Genomic DNA, 15,462 nt, shown 5'->3' with positions numbered 1-15,462 from the left:
GGTGCGGTCCGGCACCGGCCCGTGCGCCGTGGACGTTTCGACCGGACTGACGCTTTAGAACGAGGTCATTCGATGCAACCAGAAGGGCAATTCCAGCACATCGCGGCGCGCGAGCACGGTCTGCGCCGCACGCTTTCCGCACGACAGATGGCGATGATCGCGATCGGCGGTGCGATCGGCACCGGTCTGTTTCTCGGCAGCGGGTTCGCGATCGGCTTCGCGGGCCCGAGCGTGCTCGTCAGTTACGCGATCGGCGCGTTCATCTCGCTGTTGCTGATGGGCTGTCTCGCGGAGATGACGGTCGCGCACCCGACCTCCGGATCGTTCGGCGCCTACGCCGAACATTACGTGAGCCCGTGGGCCGGGTTTCTCGTGCGCTATGCGTACTGGGCGTGCATCGTGCTCGCGGTCGGCACCGAAGTCACCGCGATCGCGCTGTACATGAAGTACTGGTTCCCGGGCGTGCCGGGCTGGCTGTGGATCGTCGGCTTCTCGGCGCTGCTCGTGTTCGTCAACGCGCGCAGCGTCGACGTGTTCGGTGCGGTCGAATACGGTTTCTCGGTCGTGAAGATCGCGGCGATCGTCGGCTTCATCGTGCTCGGCGCGTACGTCGTCTTCGGCAATCCGGCGCTGGTCGGCGACGGCGCGGCGCGCGCGGGTTTCCATCATTACACCGATCGCGGCGGCTTCTTTCCGAAGGGCATGTGGGGGATGTGGGTCGCGGTGATCGTGTCGATCTTCAGCTACCTGAGCATCGAGATGATCGCCGTCGCGGCGGGCGAGGCGGAAGATCCCGAGCGTGCGGTGACGAGCGCGTTCCGCTCGACGATCGTGCGGCTCGTGCTGTTCTACCTCGTCACGCTCGCGCTGATGCTCGCGATCGTGCCGTGGACGGCGGCAGGGCGCGACGAGAGCCCGTTCGTGAAGGTGATGGAGGCGATCCACCTGCCGGGCGCGGCCGGGCTGATCAACTTCGTGGTGCTGATCGCCGCGTTGTCCGCGATGAACAGCCAGCTCTACATCACGACGCGGATGATGTTCAGCCTGTCGCGCGCGGGCCACGCACCGAAGGCGCTCGGCGAGGTGAACGCGCGCGGCGTGCCGTTCGGTGCGCTGATGCTGTCGACGCTCGGCATTGCGCTCGCGACGGTGCTGAGCGTGTTGTATCCGGATGCATCGTTCACGATCATGATGTCGGTGTCGATGTTCGGCGCGCTGTTCACGTGGATGATGATCTTCGTCACGCACTACTGCTTCCGGCGGCGTCGCGCGGCGCTCGGCCTGCCGGCGCCCGCGTTCCGGATGCGCGGCTTTCCGCTGCTGACGCTGCTCGGCGCGGCGCTGATGCTCGCGGTGATGGTGACGACCTACTTCACCGCCGAATTCCACATGACGCTGATCTTCGGCATTCCGTTCCTGATCGCGTTGTCGGTCGTGTATGCGGTGTGGTACCGGCGCGCGCAGCCGGTGCTGCAGCCGGACGCGAAGTAGCGGCGGCGGCTCACCCCGCGAGGGTGGGCAGCGCGTCGATCGACGCGCGCACGTAGTCGGCGAAGCGCAGCGCGACCGGTTCGGCGGTGCCGCTGCGCTTCAGTTCCAGCGTGCGCGATTCGAGCGACGCATCCTTCAGCGGCCGGAACGCGAGCCGGTCGCTCTTCACCTGCTGCAGCACGCGCGGCACCAGCGCGACGCCCATCCCGAACTCGATCATCGACAGGATCGTCTGCCACAGCCGCGCCTCGTGACGGATCAGCGGACTGAAGCCCGCGTTCACGCATTGCGCGATGATCAGGTCGTGATAGTGCGGCGCCGCGTCGCGCGGAAACAGGATGAACGGTTCCGCGGCAAGCGCGGCGAGCGCGACCTGCCGGCGCCGCGCGAGCGGATGCGCGGCCGGCAGGCAGCAGACGAAGGGTTCCGCGTAGACGGGCGTCGATTCGACCTCGGGCGGGCAGTGGCCCCAGTGCGCGTAACCGAGATCGATCTGGCCGCGCTGGACCGCCTGCACCTGCGCGTGCGTGTTCATCTCGCTCAGCACGATCTCCACGCCGGGATAGTCGGCCTCGAAGCGCTGCACCGCATCGGGCAGCCCGCGATACAGCATCGAATGGACGAAGCCGATCCGCAGCCGACCCGCGAGACCGGACGCCGAGCGCACCGTGAGACGCTCGGCCTCGCTCGCCTGCAGCAGCAGCCGGCGCGCTTCGCCGAGCAGCACCGCGCCCGCGTTGGTCAGCGCGACCGTCTTGTTGGTGCGTGAAAAGAGCTGCACGCCGAGCGCTTCCTCGAACTTGCGGATGTCGAAGCTCAGCGCCGGCTGCGAGATGAACAGGCGCTTCGCCGCGCGCCCGAAATGCAGTTCCTCGGCGACCGCCACGAAGTAACGCAACTGCCGCAGTTCCATGGTGTCTCCTCCCGGCTTCGGCATCGATAAGTGCCGTCTATCGTACCGGATAAATCCTGTATTGGACGCTTATCGATCACGCGCCTAGGCTCTGCGTAACGCCTGGCATCGGCCGCCGCGCCGCTACGATGCGGGCGCCGGCCGGCAGCCGGGCCACCATGGAGACGCATGCATGAACGACACCGCTCGCACGCCGGACGCCGGCGCATCCGGCAACATCCCCGACAGCCGGGGCATCAATTTCTTCACGGCCGATCCCGATCTCGGCGCGTTGCTGAAGCTGCACCTCGGCGCCGCCCAATACGCACGACTCGAACCGCAACTGCATGCACTCGGCGCGCGCGTGTCGGGCGAACTCGACGAATGGGCGTCGCGCGCGGACAAGCATCCGCCCGTGCTCGAACATCGCAACCGGCGCGGCGAGGCCGTGCAGCGGATCGACAAGGACCCGGCGTACGTCGCGCTCGAACGCGTCGCGTATTCGGAACTCGGGCTCGCGGCGCTGAGCCACCAGCCCGAGGCGGTGGCGCCGCTCGTCAAGTACGCGCTGACGTTCCTGTTCGTGCAGGCGGAATTCGGGCTGTGCTGCCCGGTCAGCATGACCGACTCGCTCACGCGCACGCTACGCCGTTTCGGCGAACCGGCGCTCGTCGAGCACTACCTGCCGAGGCTCGCGTCGCGCGATTTCGACACGCTGTTCCAGGGCGCGATGTTCATGACCGAGCAGGCGGCCGGCTCCGACGTCGGCCGCATCGCGACGCGCGCGGTGCGCGAAACGCACGCGCCGGGCGAAGCGGTGTGGCGCCTGTACGGAGACAAGTGGTTCTGCTCGAACGCCGACGCCGATCTGGCGATGGTGCTCGCGCGGCCCGACGGCGCGCCGGACGGCATCAAGGGGCTCGCGCTGTTCCTGCTGCCGAAGACACTGCCGGACGGCACGCGTAACCGCTACCGGATCGTGCGGCTGAAGGACAAGCTCGGCAGCCGGTCGATGGCGAGCGGCGAGATCGCGCTCGAAGGCGCGCAGGCCTACCTGATCGGCGAGATCGGCCGCGGTTTTCACCAGATGGCCGACATGATCAACATGTCGCGGCTGTCGAACGGCGTGCGCGCGGCCGGGCTGATGCGGCGCGCGCTGAACGAGTCGCTGCACGTGGCCGCGCACCGCACGGCGTTCGGCCGCACGCTGATCGAGATGCCGCTGATGCAGCGCCAGTTGATGAAGATGCTGCTGCCCGCCGAGGCCGCGCGTGCGATGTTCATGCAGATCGCGCTGCTGCTGCCGCAGGCGGATGCGGGCGACGAGCAGGCCGCGCGCTGCGTGCGCATCCTGACGCCGCTGATCAAGTTCCGCGCGTGCCGCGATGCGCGCCGCGTGACCGGCGACGCGATGGAGGTGCGCGGCGGCACCGGCTACATCGAGGAATGGAGCGATGCGCGCGTCGTGCGCGACGCGCATCTCGGCTCGATCTGGGAAGGCACCAGCAACATCGTCGCGCTCGATGTCGCGCGCGCCGCGCAGCGCGAGCAGGCGCTGGACGCGCTGCGCACGTTCCTCGGCGATCGGCTCGGCGCGGCGCCGCTGCCCGACGCGAGTCGCGCGGCGCTGCGGCGCATTCTCGCGCGCGCATGCGATGCGCTCGCCCGGGTTGCGGCGGCAGGCGACGACGCGTGCGTGCGGCAGGCCGCGTCGGCGCTGTACTACGCGAGCGCGGCCGTGCTGATGGCGTGCGAGGGCGTGCGGCTCGCGCCCGATTACCGGCGCCTTGCGCTCGCGCACCTGATCGTGCGTCACAAGCTGCTGCCGATCGACCCGTTCGCGCCGGCGTCGCGCGACGACGAAGCGATGGCGTTCGACGCGCTGGTGCGCGGCACGCCGGTGCCGCTCGACATGGCGCTCGACCTGCTGCCGGAGGTCGAACGATGAACGCGACGAACGTGACGAACGCGACGAACGCGACACGCGGCGCACTGGATGGCCTGAAGGTCGTCGACCTGAGCCGCGTGCTCGGCGGCCCGTACTGCACGCAGGCGCTCGGCGACCACGGCGCGACGGTGATCAAGATCGAGCCGCCGGACGGCGACGAGACGCGGGGCTGGGGGCCGCCGTTCCTCGGCGACACCGCGTGGTATTTCATGGGCGTGAACCGCAACAAGGAAGGCCTCGCGCTCGACCTGTCCCGCGACGAAGGGCGCGCGATCCTGTGGCGCCTGCTCGACGACGCCGACGTGCTCGTCGAGAACTTCAAGCCCGGCACGCTCGCGCGCTGGGGGATGGACTACGCGCGCGAGCTGCGGCCGCGCTTCCCGCGCCTGATCCACTGCGCGGTGACCGGCTTCGGCGCAGACGGTCCGCTCGGCGGGCTGCCTGGCTACGACGCGGTGATCCAGGCGATGGCCGGGCTGATGAGCGTCAACGGCGAGCGCGACGGCGACGCGATGCGCATCGGGTTGCCGATCGTCGACATGGTGACGGGGCTCAACGCGCTGGCCGGCATCCTGCTCGCGCTCGCGGAGCGCGAGCAGAGCGGGCAGGGCCAGTCGATCGACATCGCGCTGTACGACTGCGGCGTGTCGCTGCTGCATCCGCACCTGCCGAACTTCTTCGGCTCGGGGCGCGTGCCCGAGCGCAGCGGCAACGCGCATCCGAACATCGCGCCGTACGACAGCTACCGCACGGCGACGGTGCCGATCTTCCTCGCGGTCGGCAACGACCGGCAGTTCGCACGGCTCGTCGCGCATCTCGGCGCGCCGGCGCTCGCCGGCGATCCGCGCTTCGTCGACAACCGCAGCCGCTGCGCGCACCGGCCCGAGCTGAAGGCCGAACTCGAGACGCGGCTTGCCGCCCATCCGTGCGAGCCGCTCGCGCGCGACCTGATGGCGGCGGGCGTGCCGTGCGGGCCGGTGCGCACGGTCGCCGATGTCGCGCGCGACCCGCATGCGCTGCACCGCGAGCTGTTCGTCGAGATCGGCGCATATCGCGGCACCGCATCGCCGGTGAAGCTGTCGCGCACGCCGGCGACCTATCGCTCGCCGCCACCGGCGCTCGGCCGCGACACGCGCGCGGTGCTCGATCGCCTCGGCGTCGATCCCGCGCTCCAGCAGCAACTGCTCGACGCCGGCGTGCTGAAGGTCGCGCCGGACCAGACGTGACCGGCCGACGGGGCACGTGGGTGAGCGTTCCCGGCCGAGGAAGCAGAACGCAAAGCAGCAGAACGTAAAGCCGTAAAGCAACACCGCCAGCCGGCGGCGCAAGGCCGGCCATCCGGCAAGGCGCGCGACAGTCGCGCCGCCGATCACAAACATGGAGACATCGATGAGCCGTCCGCAATCCCCGTCCGCCGTGCCGCCAAGGCCCGGCCGCGCCGCCCTCGCGGCCTTCGTCGGCACCACGATCGAGTGGTACGACTTCTACATCTACGGCACCGCCGCCGCGCTCGTGTTCGGCAAGGTGTTCTTTTCCAGCACGATGGATCCCGGCGTCGCGACGCTGCTCGCGTTCGTCACGTTCTGGGCCGGTTTCGCCGCGCGGCCGCTCGGCGGGATCGTGTTCGGGCATCTCGGCGATCGCGTCGGCCGCAAGACCGCGCTCGTGATCACGCTGATCATGATGGGGCTTGCCACGACCGGCATCGGCCTCTTGCCCGGCTATGCGTCGATCGGCGTGTGGGCGCCCGCGGGCCTCGTCGTGCTGCGTGTGCTGCAGGGCATCGCGGTCGGCGGCGAGTGGGGCGGTGCGGTGCTGATCGCGAGCGAGAACGCGCCGAAGCATCGCAGCATCCTGTATGCGGCATTCGCTCAGCAGGGCTCGCCCACCGGCAACCTGCTCGCGACGGTCGCCTTCTTCGCGTTGAGCGCGTTGCCGACGCCGTCGTTCCTGATGTGGGGCTGGCGCATTCCGTTCCTGCTGTCGGCGGTGCTCGTGATCATCGGGATGGTGATCCGGCTGCGGCTCGAGGAATCGATCGACATGCAGCGCGTGCTCGCGCGCAAGCGGACGGTGAAGCTGCCGCTGCGCGACGTCGTGCGCGACCACTGGGCCGTCGTGCTGCTCGCGGCCGGCACGCTGCCGGTGATCAACGTCACGTATTTCCGCAGCACGTTCGCGCTGTCGTGGGCGACCAAGGAGCTCGGCTACGCGCAGGGCACGTTCCTCGGCATCCTGTCGATCTCGCTCGTCGTGCAGTTCCTGATGCAGCCGATCGGCGCGTGGTTCGTGTCGAAGATCGACATGCGCCGCGCGATGTGCTGGATCCTGATTCCCGAGATCGTGCTGATGCCGGTGATGTTCCATGCACTCGCGACCCGGTCGTACTGGGTCGCCGTCGTGGGGATGTGCATCTCGACGATCCCGTCGGCGATGTTCTACGGTGCGGTCGGCGGCGTGCTCGCACGCGTGTTTCCGGCCAACATCCGCTATACGGGCCTGTCGCTCGCGTATCAGTTGAGCGCGCTCGTCGTCGGCGGCGGCACGCCGGTGCTCGCGCAGGCGATCCTGAACGCGACCGGCAGCATCGTCGGCGTCGCGATCGCGTCGGGGCTGTACGCGCTCGTGTCGCTCGGCTGCATGCTCGCGCTGCTCAATCGCACCGGCTACCGTGCGGATGAGCTGTCGAGCGCCGAGCGCAGCGATGCGGCCGAATGGGGCATCGCAAGCGCAAGCGCGAGCGCCGACGCCGCGGCCGGCGAGTCCGCGCAGCCGGACGAGCGCGGCACGTTGAAGCCGGCGGGGCAGGCCGGCGCGACCTGACCTGGCGGCATCGCATGCGCCGGGCAGACTCGCATCGGCTCGATTGCCCGTCCCCAAAAGCAAACGGCACCGTGCGATGCACGGTGCCGTTTGCGTTGCACTGCTTCGCGCGAGGCCGGCACGGCCGGCCCGCGCGATGCGCGGTGCTCAGCCTTCCGTCGGCGGCACGAAGCCGGACGCCTGGTCCGCGCCGTCGCCGAAGAAGTACTTCTCGGTCTGCTTCATCAGGTACTGACGCGCGCGCGGGTCGGCCATGTTCAGGCGGTTCTCGTTGATCAGCATCGTCTGCTGCTTGAGCCAGCCTTGCCACGCTTCCTTCGACACGCTTTCGTAAATGCGCTTGCCGAGTTCGCCCGGCAGCGGCGGGAAATCGAGAGCCTCGGCTTCCTTGCCGAGCTTCGCGCATTGAATCATTCGAGCCATCGTGTACTTCTCCTGTAATCGGACTGGGGGAGGGCAGTCGTGCCTGCGCTCAGAGCTGCTTCATCAGCACGAGCGACTTGCGCTGCCAGTTATAGAGTTTGCGGCGGTCTTCCGGCAGGTCGTCGACGCTGACCTTGACGAAACCGCGCTTGAGGAACCAGTGCTCGGTGCGCGTCGTGAGCACGAAGATATGCGTGAGGCCGCGCGCGCGGGCGCGCTGCTCGATGCGCTTGAGCAGGCGTTCGCCGTCGCCCGAGCCCTGCGCTTCCGGCGCGACCGTCAGGCACGCCATCTCGCCGATCTTTTCCTGCTGGTACGGATACAGCGCCGCACAGCCGAACAGCACGCCATCGTGCTCGATCACCGAGAAGTGGTCGATGTCGCGTTCGATCTGGTGGCGGCCGCGCCGTACCAGCGTGCCGTCCGACTCGAGCGGCTCGATCAGCGACAGGATGCCGCCGACGTCGTCCGGCGTCGCTTCGCGCAGGCTCTCGAGATTCTCGTACGAGATCATCGTGCCGACGCCGTCGTGCAGGAACAGTTCGAGCAGCATGCTGCCGTCGAGCGACTGCGGGATCAGGTGGGCACGGGTCACGCCGCCGCGGCACGCGCGGATCGAGTGCTTCAGGAAGAACGCGTCGTCGCCCTGGACGTTGCCGGAATCGAGCAGCTCGGCGGCTGCGTCGAGCGACATTTCACGGACCAGCTCGCCTTCGTCGCCGACGATGCCGGGCGCCTCGGTCAGGAAGATGATCTTGTCGGCGCGCAGCGCGATCGCGGCCGCCGACGCGACGTCTTCCATCGACAGGTTGAACGCTTCGCCGGTCGGCGAGAAACCGAGCGGCGACAGCAGCACGAGCTTGCGGCTCGCGAGCGAATGACGGATCGATTCGGCGTCGATCTTGCGCACGATGCCCGTGTGCGCGAAATCGACCCCGTCGAGAATCCCCACCGGCCGTGCGGTCACGAAGTTGCCGGACACGACGCTGATGTGCGCGTGCGCCATCGGCGAGTTCGGCAGACCCTGGCTGATCGCGGCCTCGATGTCGAGACGCACTTCGCCGGCCGCTTCCTTCGCGGATTCGAGCGCGCGCGCATCGGTGATGCGCAGTCCGTGCGAAAACTCGGATTCGACACCATGCAGGCTCAGCTGCTCCTCGACCTGCGGGCGCGAGCCGTGCACCAGCACGATCTGGATGCCCATCGCCTGCAGCAGCGCGATGTCGGACACGAGCGCGTTCAGGAGTCCCTGCTGCACCACCTCGCCGCCGAACCCCACGACGAACGTGCTGTTGCGGAACTTGTGGATATAGGGCGCGACGGAGCGCATCCAGTCGACGAACTGCGCGTGGCTGGCGGCCGAATCGTCGGCAGCCGGCGGCGTCGCGGCGCCGGTCTGGGCGGGAGGGAGGTCGGTTTGGGAATTCATGGGCGGGATTATAATGCGCCCCCATGTCGAATGTACCTAAAAGTCCCGCGCCGACGCGGGCCAAAGCGCCGTCGGCCAGGCACCCGGATGGTGCGGCCGATGCGCGTGAGCAGCAAGGCCAGCCGCCGCGCCAGCCGCAGCAACAGCAGGCAGGCAAGCCGCCGCGCGGGCCGCGCGGGCCGCGCGGTGACGAACGGCGCGGCGACGCGCGCCAGCCGGCCGCGGCGACGGACGCGCCACGGGCGGATGCGCGCACCCCACGCCGCGAGCGTGCGCCGCGCGCGGCTGTCGCACCGAATCCCGTTCCGCCGATCACGTATCCCGAAAGCCTGCCCGTATCGGGCAAGCGCGACGAAATCGCGCGCGCGATCGCCGATCACCAGGTTGTCATCGTCTGCGGCGAAACGGGGTCGGGCAAGACCACCCAGCTGCCGAAGATCTGTCTCGATCTCGGCCGCGGCCTCGGCGCCGGCGGCACGGGCCTGATCGGCCATACGCAGCCGCGGCGCCTGGCCGCGTCGTCGACCGGCCGGCGGATCGCCGAGGAACTCGGCACGCCGTTCGGCGAGGTGGTCGGCTACAAGGTGCGCTTCACCGACAATCTCGCGCCGGGCGCGTCCGTGAAGCTGATGACGGACGGCATCCTGCTCGCCGAGACGCAGACCGACCCGCTGCTGAAGGCGTACGACACGCTGATCATCGACGAGGCGCACGAGCGCAGCCTGAACATCGACTTTCTGCTCGGCTACCTGAAGGAGATCCTGCCGAGGCGGCCGGACCTGAAGCTGATCGTCACGTCCGCGACGATCGACGCCGACCGCTTCGCGCGCCATTTCGGCAGCGACGAGCGCCCGGCGCCGGTGATCGAGGTGAGCGGGCGGCTGTATCCGGTCGAGATGCGCTACCGCCCGGTGGCCGAGGATCGCCCGGCCGTGAAGAACGCCGAGGGCACGGGCGGCCGCGACCGCGTGAAAACCGCACGCGAGGCCGAACGCGACCTGATGGACGCGATCGTCGACGCGGTCGACGAACTGTGCCGCGAAGGCCCCGGCGACGTGCTGGTGTTCCTGCCCGGCGAGCGCGAGATTCGCGAAGCGGCCGAGGCGCTGCGCAAGCACCATCCGCCGCATACCGAGATCCTGCCGCTGTTCGCGCGACTCTCGGCGGCCGACCAGGACAAGGTGTTCAAGGCGTCGAACGCGCGCCGCATCGTGCTCGCCACCAACGTGGCCGAAACGTCGCTGACGGTGCCGGGCATCCGCTACGTCGTCGACACCGGTCTCGCGCGCGTGAAGCGCTATTCGTACCGGAACAAGGTCGAGCAGTTGCAGGTCGAGTCGATCTCGCAGGCCGCCGCGAATCAGCGCGCGGGTCGCTGCGGCCGGGTGGCCGATGGCGTCTGCATCCGCTTGTACGAGGAAAGCGACTACCAGGCGCGCGCACGCTTCACCGATCCGGAAATCCTGCGCTCGTCGCTCGCGTCGGTGATTCTGCGGATGAAGTCGCTGCACCTGACCGAGATCGAATCGTTCCCGTTCCTCGAGCCGCCGCCCGGTCGCGCGATCGCGGACGGCTACCAGCTGCTCAACGAACTCGGGGCGGTCGACGACGACAACGCGCTGACGCCGCTCGGCCGCGAGCTCGCGCGGCTGCCGCTCGATCCGCGCGTCGGCCGGATGATCCTCGCCGCACGCGACCAGCAGTCGCTGCGCGAGGTGCTGATCATCGCGAGCGCGCTGTCCGTGCAGGACCCGCGCGACCGTCCGATCGAAGCGCAGGAGCAGGCCGACCAGGCGCACCGCCGATTCGCCGACGAGCGCTCCGAATTCCTGCAGTGGCTGAAGATCTGGGCGTGGTTCGAAGAGGCCGTCGCGCACAAGAAATCGAACCGTCAGCTGATTGACGCGTGCCGGCAGAACTTCCTGTCGCACCTGCGGCTGCGCGAATGGCGCGACGTGCATTCGCAACTGCTGACGGTCGTGCGCGAGCATGGCTGGCGGCTCAACGAAGTCGAGGCGACCTACGAGCAGATCCATCTGGCCCTGTTGACGGGCCTGCTCGGCAATCTCGGCATGAAGGCCGACGACGATCCGCACTATCTCGGCGCGCGCGGGATCAAGTTCTACCTGTGGCCGGGCTCCGCGCTCGCGAAGAAGGCCGGCCGCTGGGTGATGGCGGCCGAACTCGTCGAGACGAGCCGGCTGTACGCGCGCTGCCTCGCGAAGATCGAGCCGGAGTGGGTCGAGAAGATCGGCGCGCACCTGCTGAAGAAGTCGCTGTCGGAGCCGCATTGGGAAAAGCGTCCCGCGCAGGTCAGCGCGTTCGAGCGCGCGACGCTGTACGGGCTGCCGATCTATCACCGCCGGCGCGTCGCGTTCGGCCGGCAGGATCCGGCGCGAGCGCGCGAGCTGTTCATTCGCGGCGCGCTGGTCGAGGGCGAGTTCGACACGAAGCTGCCGTTCTTCGCGCACAACCGCAAGCTGCTCGCCGACATCGAGCAGCTCGAGCACAAGTCGCGCCGGCAGGACGTGCTGGTCGACGACGAATTGATCTACGCGTACTACGATCAGGCGATTCCGGAGGGCATCCACACGGGCGCCGCGTTCGAGCGCTGGTATCGCGACGAGGTGAGCAGGGGCGGCCGGGCGGAGGACAAGCAGCGGCTGCTGTACCTGTCGCGCGACGACCTGATGCGCCACGAGGCGGCCGGTGTGACGACCGAGCTGTTCCCGAAGCGCGCGACGATGGCCGGCGTCGAGATGGCGCTCACGTACCACTTCGAGCCCGGCACGCCGCGCGACGGCGTGACGCTCGCGGTGCCGCTGTATGCGCTGAACCAGGTCGACGCGCGTCGCTGCGAATGGCTCGTGCCGGGAATGCTGAAGGAGAAGGTGCAGCTGCTGCTGAAGTCGCTGCCGCAGAAGCTGCGCCGGCACTGCGTGCCGCTGCCCGAGTACGCGGCCGGCTTCGTCGAGCGCATGGGGCGCGAGCGCTTCGGCGCGGGCGGCCTCGTCGAGGCGCTGATCGCCGACGTGCGCGGCGAGACGCAGGTCGCGATGAAGACGGCCGACTTCAAGCTCGAGACGCTGCCCGCACACCTGTTCATGAACTTCAAGGTGATCGACGAGCACGGCCGCCAGCTCGCGATGGGGCGCAATCTCGCGCAGCTGCGGCAGGAACTGGGCGCGCAGGCGCAGCAGCAGTTCCAGAAGATCGCGGCGGCGTCGACGATCGCGCCCGGCGGCGAGGCTGGCACGGGCGACGCGGGCAATGCTGGCGACACGCCGGCGCCCGCTGCCGCGCCGGGTTCGGCGGCGAAGGGCGGCAAGGCCGGCAAGGGCGCGGCGCCGAACACGGCCGCCGCGGCGGAAGCCGGCGCGACCGCGCTGTACGAGAACCTGACGACGTGGAACTTCGGCAAGCTCCCGAGCTGCTGGAGATCCGTCGGCGCGGCCAGACGCTGTACGGCTATCCGGCACTCGTCGATCGCAGCACGCATTGCGACGTCGAGGTGTTCGACTCGCCGGAGGAGGCCGCGCGGATTCACCGGGCCGGCTTGCGGCGGCTGTTCGCGCTGCAACTGAAGGAGCCGATCAAGTTCCTCGAGAAGAACCTGCCGGGGCTGCGCGAGATGGCGATGCAGTACATGTCGCTCGGCACGCAGGACGAGCTGCGCGACCAGCTGATCGACACGGCGCTCGACCGCGCGTGCCTGCAGGATCCGCTGCCCGACGACGACGCGAGCTTCCATGCGCGTCGCGACGAGGGCCGGAGCCGCCTGAACCTGCTCGCGCAGGAGATCGCGCGGCTCGTCGGGCAGATCCTCGCCGAATACGCGGGGCTCGTGAAGAAGCTCGCGCAGGCGAAGCCGTTCGCGCAGGCCCACGCGGATCTTCAGCAGCAGCTCGCGGCGCTGGTCGGCAAGCGCTTCGTGATCGACACGCCTTACACGCAGCTTGCGCACTTCCCGCGCTATTTGAAGGGCATCGCGTTGCGGATCGACAAGTTGAAGGCCGACCCGGCGCGCGACGCGAAGCAGTCCAGCGAGCTGTTGCCGCTCGTGCAGCAGTACCAGCGCGCGGTGTCGCAGCGCGGCGGCGTCGCCGATCCGCGGCTCGCGGAATTCCGCTGGTTGCTGGAAGAATTGCGAATTTCGCTGTTTGCGCAGGAACTGCGCACGCCGATGCCTATCTCTGTCAAGCGTCTGCACAAGGTGTGGGAGTCGATGCAGCGCTAGCGCCACGGCGGCCCGCCGGCCCCGCGCCGGCTGCCGACCGCGGCCGGCCCGTGGCGCCTGCCGCAGTCGGCCGCACGGCCGCCGCGGCGTGCGTCGATGTGGCGCAACCCCGGCTTGCGTCAACCGGCGGGGCCGGTCGAACGTTCTACAATGACTGCTGTTCCACGACGTGAGTCTTCATGCGCACTTTCCTTTCCCTCGGCCGCGCACTCGCGCTGGCCGCCGCCGTGCTGGCGCCGGCCGCACACGCGAATAACGTGATCATCCTCAACTCGGCCGAAGCGACGCTTTCCCTGATCGATCAGCAGACCCGCGAGGTCGTCTCCACGCTGCCGACCGGCAAGGAGCCGCACCATTTGATGGCGACGCCCGACAATTCGTCGCTGATCGTCGCAAATTCGATCTCGAACAGCCTGATGTTCCTCGATCCGAAGACGGGCAAGCTGCAGCGCACCGTCGAAGGGATCGACGATCCGTACCAGCTCGGCTTCTCGCCCGACCGCAAGTGGTTCGCGGCGGCGGGGCTGCGGCTCGACCGCGTCGACATCTACAGCTACGACGGCCACGACGTGCACCTCGCGAAGCGCGTGCCGCTGGCGGTGATGCCGAGCCACCTCGCGTTCACGAAGGACAGCAAGACGCTGCTCGTGTCGCTGCAGGTGTCCGGCGAGATCGCGGCGATCGACCTGCCGACGCAGACGGTCAAGTGGAAGATGAAGGTCGGCAAGGTGCCGGCCGGCCTGTGGCTCACGCCGGACGACAAGTTCCTGCTGGTCGGGATGACCGGCGCGGATTACGTCGCGGTCGTCGACTGGCGCAACCAGAAGGTCGTCAAGCAGATCTACACGGGCAAGGGCGCGCACAACTTCCGCTCGCTCGCCGACGGCACGCACGTCGCCGTCACGAACCGGGTCGCGAACACGATCAGCATCCTCGACGAGAACACCCTCACCAACGTCGGCGACATCACCGGCCTGCTGCCGGGGCCGGACGACATGGAGCTGTCGGCCGACAAGAAGACGCTGTGGGTGACGTTCCGCTTCGCGAAGAAGGTCGGTATCATCGATCTGGCATCGCGCAAGCTGGTGCAGACGATCGCCGTCGGCCGTTCGCCGCACGGGATCTACTTCTACGACCGCGCGCCGTGGAAGGCTGCGAACGGCGCGTGACGGGCGGAGGCGAACGATGCTGCACCTGATCGATGCGTTCGTGTCGGACATCCAGACCTGGCTGTACGTCGACGTCGTGCAGCCGCTCCTCTTCAAGTTCAACCTGATGGACTATGACGAGGACACCTACGACGCACTGTACTGGGTGATCATCGGCGCGCTGCAGATGGTGCTGATGTTCGCGCTGCTGCGCCCGCTCGAGGCGCTCGCGCCCGTCGAGCGCTGGAAGAACCGCCGCGCGGTGCGGGTCGACGTGATCTACACGGCGATCTCGAAGCTCGGCATCTATACGCTGTTCTTCTTCTTCGCGCTGCAGCCGGTGTTCGACAAGTTCCAGTCGTGGCTGCGCCTGCACGGCGTCGCGAACTTCAACCTCGACTATCTGTGGCCCGGCGTGACCTCGCAGCCGATCGTCGCGTTCGCGATCTACCTCATCGTGCTCGACTTCGCCGGCTACTGGTATCACCGCTGGCAGCACAAGTTCGGCATCTGGTGGGAGCTGCACGCGGTGCATCACAGCCAGCGGCAGATGTCGCTGTGGTGCGATGACCGCAACCATCTGCTCGACGACGTGCTCCAGTCGTGCTTCTTCGCGGCGATCGCGCTCGTGATCGGCGTGACGCCGTCGCAGTTCGTCGTGCTGACCGCGGTCACCAATTTCCTGCAGAGCATCCAGCATACGAATGCGCGACTGTCGTTCGGCCGGCTCGGCGAGCGCCTGCTCGTGAGCCCGACCTTCCACCGGCGCCACCACGCGGTCGGCTACGGCCATGAAGGCACCAAGTACGGCTGCAACTTCGGCGTGCTGTTCCCGTGGTGGGACGTCATGTTCGGCACCGCGTCGTGGAACCGCACGGTCGAGCCGACCGGCATCCGCGAGCAGGTCGAGGGCGTGTCCTACGGCGACGGCTTCTGGGCGCAGCACGGCCTCGCGTTCGTGCGGATCTTCCGGCGCCTCGTTCCCGCGAAGCGCGGCGCGGCGTCGGCCTGACCTCGTCACCGTCCCGTTGAACCGCTTCCCTACACGGCCCGCATGCGCTTTGGCGCATG

9 protein-coding genes and 1 pseudogene are annotated in these 15,462 nt (G+C 68.6%); 7 read left to right on the top strand and 3 right to left on the bottom strand.

The features are described 5' to 3' along the window. Positions 1-72: 72 nt before the first annotated feature. Positions 73-1,491: an amino acid permease gene (locus tag LMA02_RS11060; RefSeq protein WP_228904889.1), complete on the top strand. Its 1,419-nt coding sequence runs from the start codon at positions 73-75 to the stop codon at positions 1,489-1,491. A gap of 10 nt (positions 1,492-1,501) precedes the next feature. Here the strand turns inward: LMA02_RS11060 and LMA02_RS11055 are convergent, their stop codons facing one another. Then, complete coding sequence (locus LMA02_RS11055; RefSeq protein WP_228904888.1) at positions 1,502-2,404, bottom strand: LysR family transcriptional regulator; 903 nt, start codon at positions 2,402-2,404, stop codon at positions 1,502-1,504. Positions 2,405-2,576: 172 nt separating this feature from the next. Here LMA02_RS11055 and LMA02_RS11050 point away from each other — a divergent pair, with 172 nt between their 5' ends. The 3 genes from LMA02_RS11050 to LMA02_RS11040 all read left to right on the top strand — a co-directional run bounded on the left by LMA02_RS11050 (position 2,577) and on the right by LMA02_RS11040 (position 7,154). Next, positions 2,577-4,331 carry an acyl-CoA dehydrogenase family protein gene (locus tag LMA02_RS11050; protein WP_228904885.1) on the top strand — a complete coding sequence of 585 codons (1,755 nt, stop codon included), beginning with the start codon at positions 2,577-2,579 and terminating at the stop codon, positions 4,329-4,331. Beyond that, positions 4,328-5,557, top strand: coding sequence for a CaiB/BaiF CoA transferase family protein (locus LMA02_RS11045; RefSeq protein WP_228904884.1), 1,230 nt, complete (start codon positions 4,328-4,330; stop codon positions 5,555-5,557). The genes LMA02_RS11050 and LMA02_RS11045 overlap by 4 nt, the downstream gene beginning before the upstream one ends. A 163-nt stretch (positions 5,558-5,720) precedes the next feature. Then, positions 5,721-7,154 carry an MFS transporter gene (locus tag LMA02_RS11040; protein ID WP_228904883.1) on the top strand — a complete coding sequence of 478 codons (1,434 nt, stop codon included), beginning with the start codon at positions 5,721-5,723 and terminating at the stop codon, positions 7,152-7,154. A 147-nt stretch (positions 7,155-7,301) separates the two neighbouring features. On the opposite strand, the gene LMA02_RS11035 is transcribed toward LMA02_RS11040, so the two are convergent. Together LMA02_RS11035 and argA are read right to left on the bottom strand one after the other, a co-directional pair. Then, complete coding sequence (locus tag LMA02_RS11035; protein ID WP_006755553.1) at positions 7,302-7,577, bottom strand: oxidative damage protection protein; 276 nt, start codon at positions 7,575-7,577, stop codon at positions 7,302-7,304. A gap of 49 nt (positions 7,578-7,626) precedes the next feature. Further along, positions 7,627-9,006: an amino-acid N-acetyltransferase gene (gene argA / locus LMA02_RS11030; RefSeq protein WP_011657403.1), complete on the bottom strand. Its 1,380-nt coding sequence runs from the start codon at positions 9,004-9,006 to the stop codon at positions 7,627-7,629. Between the two features lie 23 nt (positions 9,007-9,029). On the opposite strand from argA, the pseudogene hrpA reads away from it, so the two are divergent. The 3 genes and pseudogenes from hrpA to LMA02_RS11015 all read left to right on the top strand — a co-directional run bounded on the left by hrpA (position 9,030) and on the right by LMA02_RS11015 (position 15,403). After that, positions 9,030-13,243 (top strand): annotated as a pseudogene (gene hrpA / locus LMA02_RS11025) (ATP-dependent RNA helicase HrpA). Between the two features lie 179 nt (positions 13,244-13,422). Continuing rightward, a complete protein-coding gene (locus LMA02_RS11020) occupies positions 13,423-14,412 on the top strand; it encodes a beta-propeller fold lactonase family protein (protein ID WP_006755029.1) in 990 nt (329 codons plus the stop codon). Positions 14,413-14,428: 16 nt separating this feature from the next. Next, entirely contained in the window at positions 14,429-15,403 is a 975-nt protein-coding gene (locus LMA02_RS11015; RefSeq protein ID WP_228904881.1) for a sterol desaturase family protein, read from the top strand. Positions 15,404-15,462: the final 59 nt, after the last annotated feature.

The sequence above is a fragment of the Burkholderia sp. B21-005 genome, assembly GCF_020843965.1.
In the GTDB taxonomy this organism is placed as follows: domain Bacteria; phylum Pseudomonadota; class Gammaproteobacteria; order Burkholderiales; family Burkholderiaceae; genus Burkholderia; species Burkholderia ambifaria.
The sequence above is the reverse complement of the archived record's forward strand: the minus strand, read 5'-3'. Positions and strand labels throughout refer to the sequence as shown.

Excerpts from the sequence above, each read along its gene's own strand:
- LMA02_RS11060 (WP_228904889.1), top strand. The coding sequence starts at position 73 with ATGCAACCAGAAGGGCAATTCCAGCACATCGCGGCGCGCGAGCACGGT.
- LMA02_RS11055 (WP_228904888.1), bottom strand. The coding sequence starts at position 2,404 with ATGGAACTGCGGCAGTTGCGTTACTTCGTGGCGGTCGCCGAGGAACTG.
- LMA02_RS11050 (WP_228904885.1), top strand. The coding sequence starts at position 2,577 with ATGAACGACACCGCTCGCACGCCGGACGCCGGCGCATCCGGCAACATC.
- LMA02_RS11045 (WP_228904884.1), top strand. The coding sequence starts at position 4,328 with ATGAACGCGACGAACGTGACGAACGCGACGAACGCGACACGCGGCGCA.
- LMA02_RS11040 (WP_228904883.1), top strand. The coding sequence starts at position 5,721 with ATGAGCCGTCCGCAATCCCCGTCCGCCGTGCCGCCAAGGCCCGGCCGC.
- LMA02_RS11035 (WP_006755553.1), bottom strand. The coding sequence starts at position 7,577 with ATGGCTCGAATGATTCAATGCGCGAAGCTCGGCAAGGAAGCCGAGGCT.
- argA (WP_011657403.1), bottom strand. The coding sequence starts at position 9,006 with ATGAATTCCCAAACCGACCTCCCTCCCGCCCAGACCGGCGCCGCGACG.
- LMA02_RS11020 (WP_006755029.1), top strand. The coding sequence starts at position 13,423 with ATGCGCACTTTCCTTTCCCTCGGCCGCGCACTCGCGCTGGCCGCCGCC.
- LMA02_RS11015 (WP_228904881.1), top strand. The coding sequence starts at position 14,429 with ATGCTGCACCTGATCGATGCGTTCGTGTCGGACATCCAGACCTGGCTG.